This is a genomic window from Streptomyces sp. NPDC002867, assembly GCF_053591895.1.
The window spans coordinates 78,177-94,926 of sequence record NZ_JBSFUR010000012.1 but is presented as its reverse complement, the minus strand read 5'-3'; the positions used below and the strand labels follow the sequence as shown (position 1 = coordinate 94,926).

At 71.5% G+C, this 16,750-nt stretch carries 14 protein-coding genes; 1 reads left to right on the top strand and 13 read right to left on the bottom strand.

What is annotated here, in order from left to right; all coding sequences use genetic code 11:
- Nucleotides 1–17 precede the first annotated feature (17 nt).
- From ACWD0A_RS14675 to ACWD0A_RS14660, 4 genes are all read right to left on the bottom strand, one after another.
- Nucleotides 18–497 (bottom strand): GNAT family N-acetyltransferase, encoded by a 480-nt coding sequence (locus ACWD0A_RS14675; RefSeq protein WP_451298002.1) that lies wholly within the window; start codon nucleotides 495–497, stop codon nucleotides 18–20.
- The gene (locus tag ACWD0A_RS14670; RefSeq protein WP_451298000.1) at nucleotides 494–1,435 is read right to left on the bottom strand and encodes an RluA family pseudouridine synthase; all 942 of its coding nucleotides are present in this window, start codon (nucleotides 1,433–1,435) and stop codon (nucleotides 494–496) included. The genes ACWD0A_RS14675 and ACWD0A_RS14670 overlap by 4 nt, the downstream gene beginning before the upstream one ends.
- A gap of 17 nt (nucleotides 1,436–1,452) precedes the next feature.
- A complete protein-coding gene (lspA, locus tag ACWD0A_RS14665) occupies nucleotides 1,453–2,013 on the bottom strand; it encodes a signal peptidase II (protein ID WP_451297998.1) in 561 nt (186 codons plus the stop codon).
- 72 nt (nucleotides 2,014–2,085) lie between these two features.
- Nucleotides 2,086–3,885 (bottom strand): TraR/DksA family transcriptional regulator, encoded by a 1,800-nt coding sequence (locus tag ACWD0A_RS14660; RefSeq protein ID WP_451297996.1) that lies wholly within the window; start codon nucleotides 3,883–3,885, stop codon nucleotides 2,086–2,088.
- Nucleotides 3,886–4,436: 551 nt separating this feature from the next.
- Here ACWD0A_RS14660 and ileS point away from each other — a divergent pair.
- A complete protein-coding gene (gene ileS, locus ACWD0A_RS14655) occupies nucleotides 4,437–7,580 on the top strand; it encodes an isoleucine--tRNA ligase (protein ID WP_451297994.1) in 3,144 nt (1,047 codons plus the stop codon).
- Between the two features lie 346 nt (nucleotides 7,581–7,926).
- Here ileS and ACWD0A_RS14650 read toward each other — a convergent pair whose 3' ends face one another.
- The 9 genes from ACWD0A_RS14650 to ftsW form a co-directional block, all read right to left on the bottom strand.
- Nucleotides 7,927–9,009 carry a DivIVA domain-containing protein gene (locus tag ACWD0A_RS14650; RefSeq protein WP_451297992.1) on the bottom strand — a complete coding sequence of 361 codons (1,083 nt, stop codon included), beginning with the start codon at nucleotides 9,007–9,009 and terminating at the stop codon, nucleotides 7,927–7,929.
- Between the two features lie 49 nt (nucleotides 9,010–9,058).
- Nucleotides 9,059–9,355, bottom strand: a complete 297-nt coding sequence (locus tag ACWD0A_RS14645; RefSeq protein WP_177148724.1) for a YggT family protein — start codon at nucleotides 9,353–9,355, stop codon at nucleotides 9,059–9,061.
- Nucleotides 9,356–9,424: 69 nt separating this feature from the next.
- Nucleotides 9,425–10,030 carry a cell division protein SepF gene (locus ACWD0A_RS14640; RefSeq protein WP_177148723.1) on the bottom strand — a complete coding sequence of 202 codons (606 nt, stop codon included), beginning with the start codon at nucleotides 10,028–10,030 and terminating at the stop codon, nucleotides 9,425–9,427.
- 123 nt (nucleotides 10,031–10,153) lie between these two features.
- Complete coding sequence (locus tag ACWD0A_RS14635) at nucleotides 10,154–10,873, bottom strand: YggS family pyridoxal phosphate-dependent enzyme (protein WP_451297990.1); 720 nt, start codon at nucleotides 10,871–10,873, stop codon at nucleotides 10,154–10,156.
- Nucleotides 10,870–11,634: a peptidoglycan editing factor PgeF gene (gene pgeF / locus ACWD0A_RS14630; protein ID WP_307715956.1), complete on the bottom strand. Its 765-nt coding sequence runs from the start codon at nucleotides 11,632–11,634 to the stop codon at nucleotides 10,870–10,872. Before pgeF ends, ACWD0A_RS14635 begins: the two co-directional genes overlap by 4 nt.
- Nucleotides 11,631–12,833 (bottom strand): cell division protein FtsZ, encoded by a 1,203-nt coding sequence (gene ftsZ / locus ACWD0A_RS14625; protein ID WP_451297988.1) that lies wholly within the window; start codon nucleotides 12,831–12,833, stop codon nucleotides 11,631–11,633. Before ftsZ ends, pgeF begins: the two co-directional genes overlap by 4 nt.
- A 284-nt stretch (nucleotides 12,834–13,117) precedes the next feature.
- Nucleotides 13,118–13,933 (bottom strand): cell division protein FtsQ/DivIB, encoded by an 816-nt coding sequence (locus ACWD0A_RS14620; protein WP_451297986.1) that lies wholly within the window; start codon nucleotides 13,931–13,933, stop codon nucleotides 13,118–13,120.
- Between the two features lie 13 nt (nucleotides 13,934–13,946).
- Nucleotides 13,947–15,041, bottom strand: a complete 1,095-nt coding sequence (murG, locus tag ACWD0A_RS14615) for an undecaprenyldiphospho-muramoylpentapeptide beta-N-acetylglucosaminyltransferase (protein WP_307715953.1) — start codon at nucleotides 15,039–15,041, stop codon at nucleotides 13,947–13,949.
- A 6-nt stretch (nucleotides 15,042–15,047) separates the two neighbouring features.
- Nucleotides 15,048–16,439 carry a putative lipid II flippase FtsW gene (gene ftsW, locus ACWD0A_RS14610; RefSeq protein ID WP_451298131.1) on the bottom strand — a complete coding sequence of 464 codons (1,392 nt, stop codon included), beginning with the start codon at nucleotides 16,437–16,439 and terminating at the stop codon, nucleotides 15,048–15,050.
- Between the last annotated feature and the right edge of the window lie 311 nt (nucleotides 16,440–16,750).

Sequence of the window (16,750 nt, the reverse complement as noted above, 5' to 3'; positions counted from 1 at the left end):
CTAGCCCGCCGGGGTGCTCAGGAACGCAGGTCGCGCCGCATGGACCGGTGCGGTATCCCGGCGTCGAGGAACTCGGCGCCGTACGCCTCGTAGCCGAGCCGCTCGTAGAAGCCCAGCGCGTGGGTCTGCGCATGCAGGTCGACCGCCGCGAGGCCCCGGTCGCGCGCCGCGTCCTCGATGGCGCGCACCAGCGCCACGCCCACGCCGAGCCCGCGCGCGTCCCTGGTCACCGCGAGCCGCCCGAGCGAGCCGACCGTGAGGTCGCCGCCGGTCCGGTCGGCGGCGGCCGCACCGTGCAGCAGCCGGCCGGTGCCCAGCGGCACACCGTCCGCGCGGACCGCGAGGACGTGGACGGTGCCGGTGTCCTCGGCGTCGTGGGCGTCGTACTCGATGTCCTCGGGCACCCGCTGCTCGGCGACGAAGACCTCCTTGCGGACGGCGAAGCACGCCTCACGGTCCTCGGGGCCGGCCGCGACCCGCACGGTGTACACGGTCACGCGCTCTCCGCGGCGATCGTCTCCAGGGCCTGCTGGAGGTCGTCCGGGTACTTGCTCGCGAACTCGACCCACTGCCCGTCCGACGGGTGCTCGAACCCGAGCCGCACAGCGTGCAGCCACTGCCGGGTCAGGCGGAGGCGCTTGGCCATCGTGGGGTCGGCGCCGTACGTCAGGTCACCGACGCAGGGGTGGCGGTGCGCCGCCATGTGCACCCGGATCTGGTGCGTGCGGCCGGTCTCCAGCTTGATGTCCAGCAGCGACGCCGCCCGGAACGCCTCGATGAGGTCGTAGTGCGTCACCGACGGCTTGCCCTCCGCCGTGACCGCCCACTTGTAGTCCAGGTTGGGGTGCCGGCCGATGGGGGCGTCGATGGTGCCGCTCAGCGGGTCGGGATGGCCCTGCACGAGCGCGTGGTAGCGCTTGTCGACCGTACGCTCCCGGAACTGCTGCTTGAGCAGTGTGTACGCCCGCTCCGACTTGGCGACCACCATCAGCCCGGAGGTACCGACGTCGAGCCGGTGCACGATGCCCTGGCGCTCGGCGGCTCCCGAGGTGGAGATGCGGTAGCCCGCCGCGGCGAGTCCGCCGATCACGGTGGTCCCGGTCCAGCCGGGGCTCGGGTGCGCGGCGACGCCGACCGGCTTCACGATCACGACGATGTCGTCGTCGTCGTGCACGATCTCCATGCCCTCGACGGGCTCGGCCACGATCTGCACCGGCGCGGGCGCCTGGGGCATCTCCACCTCGAGCCAGGCGCCGCCGCGCACCCGCTCGGACTTGCCGACGACCGAGCCGTCGACCTGCACCTTCCCGGCTGCGGCGAGCTCGGCCGCCTTCGTACGGGAGAACCCGAACATACGGGAGATGGCGGCGTCGACGCGCTCGCCCTCCAGGCCGTCGGGTACGGGCAGGGTGCGGATCTCGGGAAGGGTACTCACCCGTCGAGTATGCCTTGTCAGTCCTTGTGGACGGTCCCGTCGGGGTCCAGGCCCCGGAACGACAGCAGCACGATGAGCACACCGCCGCAGACGATCGCGGAGTCGGCGAGGTTGAAGACGGCGAAGTGCGCGGGCGCGATGAAGTCGACGACCGCGCCCTCGAAGACGCCGGGCGAGCGGAAGATCCGGTCGGTGAGGTTGCCGAGCGCACCGCCGAGCAGCAGGCCGAGCGCGATCGCCCAGGGCAGGCTGTACAGCTTGCGCGCCAGCCGGATGATCACGACGATCACGCTGGCCGCGATGAAGGTGAAGATGACGGTGAAGGCCTCGCCCATGCCGAAGGCGGCGCCGGGGTTGCGGACCGCCTCGAACTTCAGCAGATCGCCGATGATCTCGATCGGCGCGTGGTGCTCCAGCTTCTCCACCACGATGATCTTGCTGACCAGGTCCAGCAGATAAGCCACGAGGGCCACTGCGAAGAGCGCGACGACCCTGCGCCTGCCCTGGGGCTGCTCGGCAGGTGCCGCCGCCTCGTCGTCAACATCTGGCGTACCGATGATGCGCTCCGCCTCTGCCACGTGAGTCCCTCAACCTAGGTGCCTGACTGAGGACGAGGGTACGGCACAAGGGTCCGCCACACGGGTGCGGTGTCAGCTCCGCCGCTCCTGCTTCTGCTTGCACTCGACGCACAGGGTCGCGCGGGGGAACGCCTGCATACGGGCCTTGCCGATCGGTTTGCCGCAGCTCTCGCAGAGACCGTAGGTCCCCGCGTCCAGCCGCTGCAGCGCCCGCTCGGTCTGCTCCAGCATCTCCCGGGCGTTGGCGGCGAGCGCCATCTCGTGCTCGCGCGTGATGTTCTTCGTGCCGGTGTCGGCCTCGTCGTCGCCCGCTCCGTCGCCGGAGTCCCGCATGAGCCCGACGAGCGCGGTCTCGGACGAGGTGATCTCGGCGGTGAGGCGGGCCGCCTCGCCCGCGAGTTCCGCCCTCGCCTCGGCGACCTCCTCGGGGGTCCAGGGGTCCTCGCCGGGCCGTACCGCCAGCTCACCGGCCGGGGTCGCGGCCGCCGCACGGGCGGTGGGCACCGCCACCGCGCTTCCGGCTCCGCCCGACACCCTGCCCGCGGTCTTCTTCGCTGCCACCGTCCTGGCTCCTGTCTGCTGTGCGGCCTCGGCCGCGGATGCGGCTTTCTTCGTGGCCTTCCTGGCCGCCGACCTCTTGGCGGCGGCCTTCTTCCCCGACACGTCCCCGCGCACGCCGGGCTCCTCCCCGACGCCTGCCTCGCCGCCCGTGCCGGCCTGCGCGGCTTTGCCCTTGCCGGCACCGGGCCCGGTGCCGGCCTTGCGCCGCGCGGCCGTGCCGCCGGACCCCGCGGGCTCTTCGCCCTGAGCGGCCGCATGGGCCTTACCGCCACCGGCGACCGCCTGCGCACGCCGGCCCTTGCCCGCACCGGCACCGGCAGACGTGCCGCCCGGCACCGCAGACTCTCCGCTGTCAGCGGCCGCACGAGCCTGCCCGGCACCGGCAGCCTCACCGGCCACCGCCGTGCCGCCCGCCGCCGCAGGCTCGTCACCCGCCGGGACCGCCTGCACACGCCGGCCCTTGCCCGCACCGGCACCGGCACCGGCACCGGCCACATGGGCCTTCCCGGCACCGGAGGCCCCGGCGGCCTTGCGACGCGCAGCCGTGCCGCCCGGCACCGCAAGCTCTCCGCTGTCGGCGGCCGCACGAGCCTGCCCGGCACCGGAGGTCCCGGCGGCCCGGCGGTCCGCCGTGTCCGCCGCCTTCCTGGCGGTCGAGCGGGACGTGGTCGCCTTGGCCTCGGGAGCTGCCTGCGCTCGCCGTCCCCGCGCAGCCGACTGTCCGGCGGCGGCCTTCTTGGCGGCCGGGCCGGTCGCGGCCGGCCCGGCCTCCGCAGCCGCACCGGCGGTGGCCTTTCCGGTCGTGGCCTTGCGCGCCGCCTTCCTGGCGGGGGCTGCCTTCTCGGCAGCCTCACCACCGGCGGTGGTCTTCGCGCGCGCGGCCTTCCGCGCCGCCTTCTTGCCGACAGCCTCGGCCAGCTCGGCCGCATCCACGCGGCCGGCGGCGGTCTTGCCGCGTGCGCGCTTCACCGGCTCCGGGGCCTCCCGCGTACGTGTCGCCTTTCCGGCGGCAGTGGCCGCCTTCTTACCGGCCGACCCGGCCGACCCGGCCGCCCGCTTCGCGGCCCTGGTGCCGGGCGACGGGGCCTCGCCGGCCTCCGGCGCGGCCTGGGCACGCCGGGTCGTCCGGCCGGCCGACCCGGCCGCGGTCGACTTCTTCGCAGGCGCGGCCTCATCCGCGACGGCTCCCGCCGGCTCGGGGACGTGTTCCGCAGGGGTCTTCCGGGGCATGCGTCGCCCCGAGCGCGCCGTCCGGGACGTGGCGACGGAACGCGCTGACGCCGTCTTCTCGGCGGTCTTCTTCGCCACCATCACCGCGGCCCCTTCACATATTGTGATCTTGCTCGCGAATCGTGCTGGGACGATAAATCGACACCAGCCCTGCGGCAACGGGGCACGCCGCCGGTTCGGCCCCGCCCCGGGCTGCGAGGAGCCGGGCCTGCATCCGTTGTGCCCAGCTCCCCGCCCCGTAATCCGCTCCAGCGGCACGCCCCGGCCGCGGAAACGTCCGTATGGCCATTCGGGTCAACGGCACCGCCGCGCGGCTGCGCCGCGAAAAGCGGTCGGCCGTCCCTCGCCGCGGCCCGTACACTGGGCGGAGCGAAAGGCGTGGATGGGGACGAGTAGCGGCGTACGCAGCCATGAGCGACCCGGGGAAGGTGAGAGCCCGGGGGCGAGCGCGACGTGAAGCATCACCCCGGAGCCGCCGGAAGAAAGCCAGGAGGCGAGTAGACCCGGCGTCGCGACCCCAATGAGGGGGCGGTGACCTGTGCACCGCCAAGGAGGGTGGTACCGCGGAAGCCGCGCGAGCATCGGCTTTCGTCCCTCCGGACGGAACGACGAACAGTCCGCCGGAGGAGACGATGACACCGCCGCAGTACCGCCAGGTGCCCGCTCAGGTAGACCTGCCCGCGCTCGAGCACGCCGTGCTCGACTTCTGGCGCGAGAGCAAGATCTTCGCGAAGAGCCTGGAGCAGTCCGAGGGCCGCCCCGAGTGGGTGTTCTACGAGGGCCCGCCCACGGCCAACGGCATGCCCGGTGCCCACCACATCGAGGCCCGCGTCTTCAAGGACGTCTTCCCCCGCTTCCGCACCATGCGCGGCTACCACGTCGCCCGCAAGGCCGGCTGGGACTGCCACGGTCTGCCCGTCGAGCTCGCCGTCGAGAAGGAGCTCGGCTTCTCCGGCAAGAAGGACATCGAGGCGTACGGCATCGCGGAGTTCAACGCCAGGTGCCGCGAGTCGGTGACCCGCCACACGGACGCGTTCGCGGAGCTCACGACCCGCATGGGCTACTGGGTCGACCTCGACGACGCGTACCGCACGATGGACCCGGACTACGTGCAGTCCGTGTGGTGGTCGCTCAAGGAGATCTTCGGCAAGGGCCTGCTGGTCCAGGACCACCGTGTCGCCCCCTGGTGCCCGCGCTGCGGCACGGGCCTGTCGGACCACGAGCTGGCGCAGGGCTACGAGACGGTCGTCGACCCGTCCGTCTTCGTGCGCTTCCCGCTGACCTCCGGCCCGCTCGCGGGCGAGGCCGCGCTGCTGGTGTGGACGACGACCCCGTGGACGCTGGTGTCCAACACCGCCGTCGCCGCCCACCCCTCCGTCACGTACGTCGTCGCGACGAACGGCGAGGAGAAGCTGGTCGTCGCCGAGCCGCTGCTGGAGAAGGCGCTCGGCGAGGGCTGGGAGCCCACCGGGCAGACGTTCACGGGCGCGGAGATGGAGCGCTGGACGTACCAGCGCCCCTTCGAGCTCGTGGAGTTCCCCGAGCCCGCGCACTACATCGTCAACGCCGAGTACGTGACGACCGAGGACGGTACGGGTCTGGTCCACCAGTCCCCGGCCTTCGGTGAGGACGACCTCAAGGTCTGCCGCTCCTACGGCCTGCCGGTCGTCAACCCGGTCCGCCCCGACGGCACCTTCGAGGAGGACGTCCCGCTGGTCGGCGGCGTCTTCTTCAAGAAGGCCGACGAGGCGCTCACGGCCGACCTCCAGGCCCGGGAGCTGCTCTTCAGGCACATCCCGTACGAGCACAGCTACCCGCACTGCTGGCGCTGCCACACCGCCCTGCTCTACTACGCGCAGCCGTCCTGGTACATCCGCACCACCGCGATCAAGGACCGGCTGCTCGCGGAGAACGAGGCGACCAACTGGTTCCCGGACTCCGTCAAGCAGGGCCGGTACGGCGACTGGCTCAACAACAACATCGACTGGGCGCTCTCCCGCAACCGCTACTGGGGCACCCCGCTGCCCATCTGGCGCTGTGAGGACGACCACCTCACCTGCGTCGGCTCGCTCGCGGAGCTGTCCGAGCTGACCGGCACGGACCAGTCGGGGCTGGACCCGCACCGCCCGTTCATCGACGAGGTCACGTTCGCCTGCCCGCAGGACGGCTGCGGCCGGACGGCGACGCGCGTGCCGGAGGTGATCGACGCCTGGTACGACTCGGGCTCGATGCCGTTCGCGCAGTGGGGCTACCCCTACAAGAACAAGGAGATCTTCGAGAAGCGCTACCCGGCGCAGTTCATCTCGGAGGCGATCGACCAGACGCGTGGGTGGTTCTACACGCTGATGGCCGTCGGCACCCTTGTCTTCGACAAGTCGTCGTACGAGAACGTGGTGTGCCTCGGCCACATCCTCGCCGAGGACGGCCGCAAGATGTCCAAGCATCTGGGCAACATCCTGCAGCCGATCCCGCTGATGGATCAGCACGGCGCGGACGCGGTCCGCTGGTTCATGGCGGCTGGCGGCTCCCCCTGGGCGGCCCGCCGCGTAGGCCACGGCACGATCCAGGAGGTGGTGCGGAAGACCCTCCTCACGTACTGGAACACGGTCGCCTTCCAGGCCCTGTACGCCCGTACGGCGAACTGGGCGCCGTCGGCGGCGGATCCGGCCCCGGCCGAGCGCACGGTCCTGGACCGCTGGCTGCTGTCCGAGCTGCACGCGCTGGTGGACCAGGTCACGCAGGCCATGGAGGCGTACGACACCCAGCGCGCCGGCAAGCTGCTGTCCGCGTTCGTCGACGACCTGTCGAACTGGTACGTGCGCCGGTCGCGCCGCCGCTTCTGGCAGGGCGACAAGGCCGCGCTGCGCACGCTGCACGACGTGGTCGAGACCGTCACCCGGCTGATGGCGCCGCTGACCCCGTTCATCACCGAGCGGGTGTGGCAGGACCTGATCGTCCCGGTGACGCCGGACGCCCCCGAGTCGGTGCACCTGTCCTCGTGGCCGGCCGCCGACCTGGACGCGATCGACCCGACGCTGTCGTCCCAGATGGCGCTGGTGCGCCGGCTGGTCGAGCTGGGCCGCGCGACGCGGGCCGAGTCCGGTGTGAAGACCCGCCAGCCGCTGTCCCGCGCCCTGGTGGCGGCGGCCGGTTTCGAGTCCCTCTCCCCCGACCTGCACGCGCAGATCACCGAGGAGCTGAACGTCTCCTCGCTGGCGTCGCTGTCGGAGGTCGGCGGCTCGCTGGTCGACACGACGGCGAAGGCGAACTTCCGCGCCCTCGGCAAGCGCTTCGGCAAGGGCGTGCAGGACGTGGCGAAGGCGGTCGCCGCGGCGGACGCGGCGGCGCTGTCCCTGGCACTGCGCTCGGGCGAGGCCACGCTGGAGGTCGACGGCGAGACGATCACTCTGTCCCCGGAGGAGGTCATTATCACGGAGACCCCCCGCGAGGGCTGGTCGGTGGCGTCCGACTCGGGCGCGACGGTCGCCCTCGACCTGGAGATCACGCCGGAGCTGCGCCGGGCGGGCCTGGCGCGTGACGCGATCCGCCTGATCCAGGAGGCGCGCAAGAACAGCGGCCTGGACGTCGCGGACCGGATCGCGCTGCGGTGGAGCTCGACGGACGCCGAGGTGTCGTCGGCGCTGGCGGACCATGCGTCGCTGATCGCGGACGAGGTGCTGGCGACGGACTTCGCGGAGGGTGAGGCGGACGCGTCGTACGGCTCGCCCTTCGAGGACGAGGGCCTGTCGCTGACATTCCGCCTGCGGAAGGCGTAGCGCGCGGCGCGCGAGGGGCCCGGCGGCGCAAGCTGCCGGGCCCCGTCGTTTCCGGCGGCTCCGTGCCTGGGGCCAAGGTCGGGCCCGGGGGCTTCCCCTGCCCGCCCTCCCCCTACGGCCTGCGGCCGTGGGGCGGTACCCCCTCCCGTAACCGGCACAAGCCCCGGACCCCCGTACCGCGCTTCGCGCGGTCTCCTCCATCTCCCCCTACGGCCTGACGGCCGTGGGTGGGCCCCCGGACGGGCTGCACAGCGCACACGCAAAGGGCCGGGCCCGGAGCGCATACGCACTCCGGGCCCGGCCCCGCAGTCTGCCGACGGCTACGCGCGCTGCGCGCGCGGCCCCGTCAGTTGTCGTCCTCGTCGATCAGGAAGCCCCGCATCGGCGACGGCGCCTGCTGCATCGGCTGCGGCGCCTGCGGCCGCACCGGTGCCATCGGCTGGGTCATCGCCGGCGACATCTGCTGCTGACCGCCGTACGACGGGCCCGACGGCGACGGGCCGTGGCCGCCCATCGTCTGGTTGCCGCCGTAGGACGGTGCGCTCGCGCCGGCCGGAGCCATGGAGGGCGCCGGGGACGGCGGCAGCGACGCGGTCGCCGGGGTGCGCGGCGGCGCCAGCGAGTCGTCGGCCTGGGTCTCCAGCTGACGCAGCTGGCTCTCCAGGTACGACTTCAGACGCGTGCGGTACTCGCGCTCGAAGCCCCGCAGGTCCTCGACCTTGCGCTCCAGCGTGGCGCGCGCGGACTCCAGCGAGCCCATCGCGACGCGGTGCTTCTCCTGGGCGTCCCGCTCGAGGGCGTCGGCCTTGGCCCGGGCGTCACGCTCGAGACCCTCGGCACGCGAACGCGCCTCTCCGACGATCTTGTTGGCCTCGGAACGGGCCTCGGCGATCGCCTGGTCGGCCGTCTGCTGGGCCAGCGAGAGCACGCGCGCGGCGCTGTCGCCGCCGGGGCCCTGACCCATCGGGCCGCCCTGCGGGCCGCCGTGACCGCCCATGTGGCCGCCCATCGGGCCACCCATGGGACCGCCCTGCATCGGACCGGGGCCCATGGGGCCGCCGGGGCCCTGCGGGCCGCCGTGGCTGGGACCGGCCGGCAGCTGCGGAGCACCACCGGGCAGCTGGGGCGGACCCATCTGCGGAGGCTGCTGCTGGACCGGCGGTCCGGATATGGCAGCGGGCACGGGAGCGCCCGGACCGCGGCCGTCCTGCGGCTCCGGCGGCTTGCGCATTCCCTGCTGCTGGTTCTGCGCCGCCGCACGGGTCGCCGCGGCCAGCTTGGCGCGCAGGTCCTCGTTCTCGCGGAGCAGGCGGGTCAGTTCGGCCTCGACCTCGTCGAGAAAGGCATCGACCTCGTCCTCGTCATAGCCTTCTCGGAGGCGGACGGTCGTGAACTGCTTGTTCCGCACGTCCTCGGGGGTCAGCGGCATCTCTTCTTCACCTCTACGTAGTCGTCGGCAGTCGGCAGGACCGTATCGCTCACATCGAGTTCCCCACTCCACGAACGATGGAGATCAGGATGTAGACGATGATCATCAGAACGAAGAAGGACAGGTCGAGTGCCACGCCCCCGAGACGCAACGGCGGGATGAACCGCCGCAGAAGCTTGAGCGGTGGATCGGTGACAGTGTAGGTGGCCTCCAGAACGACCACCATCGCCTTACCGGGTTGCCATGAACGAGCGAACTGGAAGACGTAGTCCATGACAAGCCGGAAGATCAGGACAACGAGGAAGCACATCAGCGCGATGTAGACCACCTGTAGTGCGACGCTCATCCCGCGCTTCCCTCTCCCCTGGATCCCATCTCAGCCGGCCTCTCGGCCGGGTCGTTCCCGGTGTCGTTCTCAGCTCTGGTTAAAGAATCCGCCCTCTGCGATGCGGGCCTTGTCCTCCGCCGTGACATCGACGTTAGCAGGAGACAACAGGAACACCTTCTGCGTCACCCTCTCAATGCTGCCATGTAGACCGAAGACGAGACCCGCGGCAAAGTCGACAAGTCGCTTCGCGTCGGTGTCGTCCATCTCCGTCAGATTCATGATCACAGGCGTGCCCTCGCGGAAGTGTTCCCCGATGGTACGGGCCTCGTTGTAGGTCCGCGGGTGCAACGTGGTGATGCGGTAGGGCTCCCGCTCGGACACGACCTTGGGCATGATCACCGGTGCGTTCTTCTCCAGGTTCGGACGTTCGGGTGTGATGGATGCCACGGGCGCGATACGCGCCGGGCGTCCGCTCTCGACAGGCAGGGGGGCGGGCTCGCGCTGGGCGGGCGGCACCGTCACCCGGACCGGTTCCTCCCGCTCGACCTGGTGCGGGGGCTGGTGCCGCCGGTGCTCCCGCTCCGGCTCCGGCTCGGGTTCGAAGTCGTCATCGGGGTCGAAGCCCCGGCCGTCGTACCCATCGTCCTCCACGAGGCCGAGGTAGACCGCCATCTTGCGCATCGCGCCGGCCATTCTCTGAGTCCTCCGCTCTGTGGTGGATCGGCTTGCGTCACCAAGTGCCCGCGATCCACTGGGCCAGTCCGCTATGGGCGGAATGACCATATTTTCTACTGTGGTCCGACTTGCTTCGCGACGTTACCCGAGCCTGGGTCGGACTCCGAGTACCGCCGTACCGACGCGCACATGTGTCGCTCCGGCCGCCACGGCCTGTTCGAGGTCCGCACTCATGCCTGCTGACACCATGTTCGCAGCCGGATGGGCCACGCGCAGGCCGGATGACAATTCCATCAGCCGCTCGAACGCCGCCTGTTGCCGTCCCGCGTACGGTCCGGCGAGCGGCGCGACGGTCATCAGTCCGTCGAGCCGCAGTCCTGGTGAGTCCGCGATCGCCGCCGCCAACCCCTCGACGCCGTCCGGCGCGACGCCGCCCCGGGCGCCCTGCTGCCCCGACTCGGCGTCCAGTGCCACCTGCACGAGGCAGCCGAGTTCGCGCTCGGCGCGCTCGGCGGCCGCCGACAGGGCGGAAACGAGCTTGAGCCGGTCGACAGACTGCACGACATCGGCATAACTCGCGACAGAACGGACTTTGTTGGTCTGCAACTGACCCACGAAGTGCCAGTGCAGGTTCAGATCCGCACAGGCGTCGGCCTTCGGCGCCGCGTCCTGGTCACGGTTCTCCGCCACATGACGCACCCCCAGTTCATGGAGGAGGCGAACATCACTGGCCGGGTAGGTCTTGGTGACCACGATGAGGGTCACCTCCTCCCGCTTGCGGCCGGCGGCCGCGCAGGCGGCGGCGATCCGTTCCTCCACCTTCGCGAGACTGGCGGCGAGTTCGGTTCTGCGGTCGGTCATGCCTGTTCCCGGTCCTCTTCTTCCCGGCCCTCGAGCCAGACGTATCCGGCGAGCCGTCCGGTGGTCCGGTCCCGGCGGTACGAGTAGTGGTCGCGCGACTCGAGGGTGCAGACCCGCGATCCGCGCAGGTCCCTCACTCCGAGTGCGGTCAGCTGGGCGTGCACCGCGGCGGTGACGTCGACGGCCGGGGTGCCCCAGCTGGTCTCGGACCAGGCGGCGGGTTCCGCTTCGGCCACTTCTGCCCGCATTTGCTCGGGTACTTCGTAGCAGCGACCGCATACGGCAGGTCCGGTGCGGGCGATGATCCGTTCCGGTTCGGCGCCGAGCGAGACCATCGCCTCGACGGTCGCGGGCACGACGCCGGCGACCGTTCCGGGCCGGCCGGCGTGCGCCGCGCCCACGACGCCCGCGACCGGGTCGGCGAGCAGAACGGGGGTGCAGTCGGCGGTGAGCACCGCGAGGGCGAGTCCGCGGCGGGCTGTGACCACACCGTCAACCGGCGGGATCTCCGCGTCCCCCCACGGTGCGTCGACCCGGGCCACGTCCCTGCCGTGGACCTGGTTCATCCAGACGACCCCGGCCGGGTCGAGTCCGAGGGCCCTCGCGGCGATCGCGCGGTTGGTCCGCACCGCCTCGGGGTCGTCGCCGACCGCGCCGCCGAGGTTGAGCTCCTCGTACGGAACGGCGCTCACCCCGCCCCACCTGTCGGTGAAGGCGAAGTGCGCGCCGCTCTCGTCTATCGCGTCGTGCTGCACTGTCACTTCAGGAAGTCCGGAACATCCAGCTCTTCGGCCTGGGTGTCGTACGGGCGGGCCGAGGGCACCTGCGGCGAGGCCGGCGCCGTGAGGTCCTGCGCCACAGGGGCCGGCTCGGCGGGGGCCTGGGGCTCCTCGCGTACGGGCACGGTGCCGAGGCCGCTCGCCGGGCGGGAGCCCTCGGTGCGCTGCGGGGCCGCGGGCTCCTCGCGCTTGGCGGACGCGGAACCGATCACGTTCTCCCGGCGGGCCGGGGGCTGACCGCCGTCGAAACCGGCCGCGATGACGGTCACGCGGACCTCGTCGCCCAGGGCGTCGTCGATGACGGCGCCGAAGATGATGTTCGCCTCGGGGTGGGCGGCCTCGCTCACCAGCTGGGCGGCCTCGTTGATCTCGAAGAGGCCGAGGTCGCTGCCGCCGGAGATGGACAGCAGCACGCCGCGGGCGCCGTCGATGGACGCCTCCAGCAGCGGCGAGGAGATCGCCATCTCGGCCGCGGCCACCGCGCGGTCGTCGCCGCGGGCCGAGCCGATGCCCATGAGCGCCGATCCGGCCTCCGACATCACGGACTTGACGTCGGCGAAGTCGAGGTTGATCAGACCCGGGGTGGTGATGAGGTCGGTGATGCCCTGGACACCCGACAGCAGCACCTGGTCCGCGGACTTGAACGCGTCGAGGACGCTCACCTGGCGGTCCGAGATGGACAGCAGCCGGTCGTTGGGGATGACGATGAGGGTGTCGACCTCTTCGCGGAGCTCGGCGATGCCGTCCTCCGCCTGGTTCGCGCGCCTGCGGCCCTCGAAGGTGAAGGGGCGGGTGACGACGCCGATGGTCAGGGCGCCGAGCGAGCGGGCGATGTTGGCCACGACGGGCGCGCCGCCGGTGCCGGTGCCGCCGCCCTCGCCCGCGGTGACGAAGACCATGTCGGCCCCCTTGAGGACCTCCTCGATCTCTTCGCGGTGGTCCTCTGCCGCCTTGCGACCGACTGCCGGGTTGGCTCCGGCGCCGAGGCCTCGGGTGAGTTCACGGCCCACGTCGAGCTTGACGTCGGCGTCGCTCATCAACAGCGCTTGCGCGTCCGTATTGATCGCGATGAACTCGACGCCCTTGAGACCGACCTCGATCATTCGGTTGATGGCATTGACACCACCGCCGCCGACACCGATGACCTTGATGACTGCGAGGTAGTTCTGCGGTGCTGCCACGTCGAAGGCCTCTCGCCTCGATTTACGTGTCGCCGCCTCGCGGGGCTGCGCTGCGACGACTGATGTCGAATGGGGACGGCCCGACCAGCTTGCTGCCGACCCGAACCCTAACGGTGAAGTTTAGGGTTACCAGTGTGTCTGTTCCCTTGACTCTTCCGAACAGGACACTAAGTCGACAAGTGGCGCACGTTCAACGAACACGCCGAACCTCCCGTTTTTCTTTTCACCCTATGTGATCACGCGCAGCCGTGACCAACCAGGGTGCTGGCCTGCACATATGCGCGTCAACTCCCCGATACCGCAGGGGCGGTGGGGGCGCTCACGTCGAAGTGGCGTGCGGCGGGCGCTGCTTTCATCAGCGCCACGAGTGTGCGAGCCTTCGACTCGCCGTCCTCGGCGCTGCCCCACACCACGGTCCGATCTCCCTTGAGCTCAAGGGAGATGTGATCGTATGACCGCACCGTGAGGGTGGTCAGGTCACGGGCGAGCCGATGGGGCAGATCGCCCCGGACCCGTACGGCCTCCGCGAGCAGCCGGTCGGCCCCGAAACGCTTCAGGCTCGGGGATGCGGCCGTCCTCAACTCCAGTCTCGGGACACCCTTCGGGGCCGTCTCGACGGTGGCGAACCGGACGCTCTCCGCGTCCACTTCGATGAACTTTCCGCCCTTTTCGAGCACCAGGACCGGTCGCCGCTCGGTCACCTTCAGACCGATTCCGTGCGGCCACGACCGCACGACGTCGACCGTGTCGATGCGGGGCAGTTCGCGCAGCAGCCGCGCCTCGACGGCATCCGTGTCGACGGCGATCAGCGGGGCGCCGAGAGGCACCGCCGCCGCCTCCTCCACCTGCTGGGGTGTGAGCACCCGGGTACCGGTGGTCGACACGTGCTCGGCGCGCAGCCACTTCGAGCCGTACAGGAGCCAGATCGCCCCGACGACGAGGAGGGCGGCGGCGCCGGCGACGGCGAGAGCGCGCGGGCCCGGCCTGCGTGACCGGCCGGCGCCGTCGTCCGGGCGGGGCGGGCGGACCGGTCCCTCGGACCCGGCGGATCCGTCACGGGGGTTTCGTGCACCGCGTTCGGCGGTGGTCGGTCCGGCCACGCTCCCTGCCTTCTCACGCCTGGCGGCGTGCAGCAATCGCCTCGTACACCATGCCGACGAGGAGGTCGTCGGCGTCCCGGCGGCCGAACTCGGCGGCCGCGCGCGACATCTCGTAGAGCCGGTGCGGATCGGCGAGCACCGGGAGGACGTTGCCCTGGACCCACTCGGGGGTCAGTTCGGCGTCGTCGACCAGCAGTCCACCCCCCGCCTTCACCACCGGCTGGGCGTTCAGCCGCTGTTCGCCGTTGCCGATCGGCAGCGGGACGTATGCGGCGGGCAGGCCCACGGCGGAGAGTTCGGCGACGGTCATCGCGCCCGCGCGGCAGAGCATCATGTCGGCCGCGGCGTACGCGAGATCCATCCGGTCCACGTACGGTACCGGCACATAGGGCGGCATCCCGGGCATGTTGTCCACGTGCGGCAGTTCATTCTTGGGACCGACCGCGTGGAGGATCTGGATGCCGGAGCGCTGGAGCACCGGAGCGATCTGCTGGATGACCTCGTTGAGGCGCCGGGCGCCCTGCGAGCCGCCGGACACCAGCAGCGTCGGCAGGTTGGGGTCGAGACCGAAGGCGGCGCGGGCCTCGGGACGCACCCGGGCGCGGTCGAGGGTCGCGATGGAGTGGCGCAGCGGGATGCCGATGTAGCGGGAGTTGCGCAGCTTGCTGTCGGGCGTCGCGACGGCGACCCCCGCGGCGTACCGCGAGCCGATCTTGTTGGCGAGGCCGGGACGGGCGTTGGCCTCGTGGACGACGATCGGCACGCCGAGGCGCTTGGCCGCGAGGTAGCCGGGCAGGGCGACGTAGCCGCCGAAGCCGACGACGCAGTCGGCCTTGGTGCGCTCCAGGACCTGCTCGGCCGCCTTGATGGTGCCGCGCAGCCGTCCGGGGACGGTGATCAGCTCGGGTGTGGGCTTGCGCGGCAGCGGAACGGCGGGGATGAGCGCCAACTCGTAACCCCGCTCGGGAACGAGCCTGGTCTCGAGTCCGCGCTCCGTGCCGAGGGCTGTGATCCCCACGGTCGGGTCCTGCCTGCGCAGGGCGTCCGCGAGGGCGAGCGCGGGCTCGATGTGGCCGGCGGTCCCCCCGCCGGCGAGTACGACATGCACCGAAATTCACCGCTCTCCGGACGGACGCTTCTTGACGCGCCGTCTCATCGACTTCCATCTCACCCCGGGCCTCCGCGTGGCCAGGGCCGCTTTCGCGGCGGGATCCTGTCGCGCGAAGGCGATCAGGAGCCCGACGGCGAACATCGTCGGCAGCAGGGCCGACCCACCGTAGGAGAACAGCGGGAGCGGAACGCCGGCGATCGGCAGCAGACCGAGCACCGCACCGATGTTGACCACGGCCTGGGCCGTGATCCAGGTGGTCACACCTCCCGCTGCGTACCTCACGAAGGGGTCCTCCGTGCGTCCGGCAACGCGGATACCCGCATAGCCTAGAGCCGCGAACAACGCGAGCACCGACAGCGTCCCCGCCAGGCCCAGTTCCTCCCCGGCGACGGCGAAGATGAAGTCGGTGTGCGGTTCGGGCAGTTGGCCCCATTTTTCCACACTTGCACCGAGACCGGAACCAAACCATCCGCCGGAGGCAAGAGCATAGATGCCGTGCACGGCCTGCCAGCACTCGCCTTGGGGTCCGAGGTCGGTCGCACCCATGCACTCGAGCCGTGACATGCGGTTCTCGTTGGTCCTGATCAGCAGCAGACCGACGAACACGGCGATGCCGAGCACCCCCGTGAACAGGCGCGTGGGAGCCCCTGCGAGCCACAGCAGGCCGAACAGGATGGCGGTCAGGATGATCGCCGTGCCCATGTCGCCGCCGAGCATGATCAGGCCGAGGAGCAGGAACGTGACGGGGACGAGCGGGACGAGCAGGTGCTTCCACTGGGTCAGCAGCCGCCTCTCCTGCTTGCGGGCGAGCAGGTCGGCGCCCCACAGGATGAGCGCCAGCTTTCCGAACTCGCTGGGCTGGAGCTGGAAGGGGCCGCCGAGGTAGATCCAGTTCTGGTTGCCGTTGACCGCATGCCCTATCCCGGGGACCTGCACGAGGATCATCAGGAACACGGCGGCCAGCAGCAGGGGGTACGACAGGGCGCGGTGCAGTTTGACGGGCATGCGGGAGGCGAGGAACAGCAGTCCCGCGCCGATGAGGGCGGCGACGAACTGCTTGCGGAAGAAGTACGAGGCGGGAAGGGAGTACTCCAGCGCCTGGATCATGGACGCGGAGTAGACCATGACGAGGCCGAGCACCGTGACCAGAAGGCTGCTGCCGAGGATGAGGTAGTACGCAGTCAGGGGCCGGTCCCAGGCCCGCCGTGCCTGCTCGTACAGCCGTCGGGGGCCGCGGGGTCCGCCGCCGCGGGCCGCCTTGGGGGTGCGGGAGCTCCCACCCGCCCGGATCAGCCTCGCCCGGGGCGCGTCGGCCCGGCTGCGCAGCGCGATGCCGGCTGCGCCGGCGAAGGCGGGGGCGGGTACTGCGAGGCCCGCCCGCCACGCCACCGCCATGTGCCGGACCCGGTCCAGCGGCGCGCCCGTGGGGTGGGCACCGGCTCCCCGACGGCCGGCCGGCACAGCCGAGACGCGGCCGTCGGCCGCGGGGCGGGCGTCTGCCTGCGCGGCAGCGACGCCGTCGGCCACGGGGGCGGTCGCCGGAGCGCGGTCCACTCCACCGGGCCCGGCGCCGGTCGCCGCCGCTGAGACGCGGCCGTCGGCCGCGGAGTGGGCGCCGGGAGGGCGCGGGGCGCTCCCCCGCGGGGGTACGGACCCGGTCGTGCTGGGCGGCATCGTCGCTGTCCCCTCCAGTCGTGTCCGGCGGC

What these genes read in the sequence shown, in the direction of transcription:
- ACWD0A_RS14660 (WP_451297996.1), bottom strand. Translation starts at nt 3,885, where the DNA reads ATGGTGGCGAAGAAGACCGCCGAGAAGACGGCGTCAGCGCGTTCCGTC.
- ileS (WP_451297994.1), top strand. Translation starts at nt 4,437, where the DNA reads ATGACACCGCCGCAGTACCGCCAGGTGCCCGCTCAGGTAGACCTGCCC.
- ACWD0A_RS14650 (WP_451297992.1), bottom strand. Translation starts at nt 9,009, where the DNA reads ATGCCGCTGACCCCCGAGGACGTGCGGAACAAGCAGTTCACGACCGTC.
- ACWD0A_RS14645 (WP_177148724.1), bottom strand. Translation starts at nt 9,355, where the DNA reads ATGAGCGTCGCACTACAGGTGGTCTACATCGCGCTGATGTGCTTCCTC.
- ACWD0A_RS14640 (WP_177148723.1), bottom strand. Translation starts at nt 10,030, where the DNA reads ATGGCCGGCGCGATGCGCAAGATGGCGGTCTACCTCGGCCTCGTGGAG.
- ACWD0A_RS14635 (WP_451297990.1), bottom strand. Translation starts at nt 10,873, where the DNA reads ATGACCGACCGCAGAACCGAACTCGCCGCCAGTCTCGCGAAGGTGGAG.
- ftsW (WP_451298131.1), bottom strand. Translation starts at nt 16,439, where the DNA reads ATGGCGGTGGCGTGGCGGGCGGGCCTCGCAGTACCCGCCCCCGCCTTC.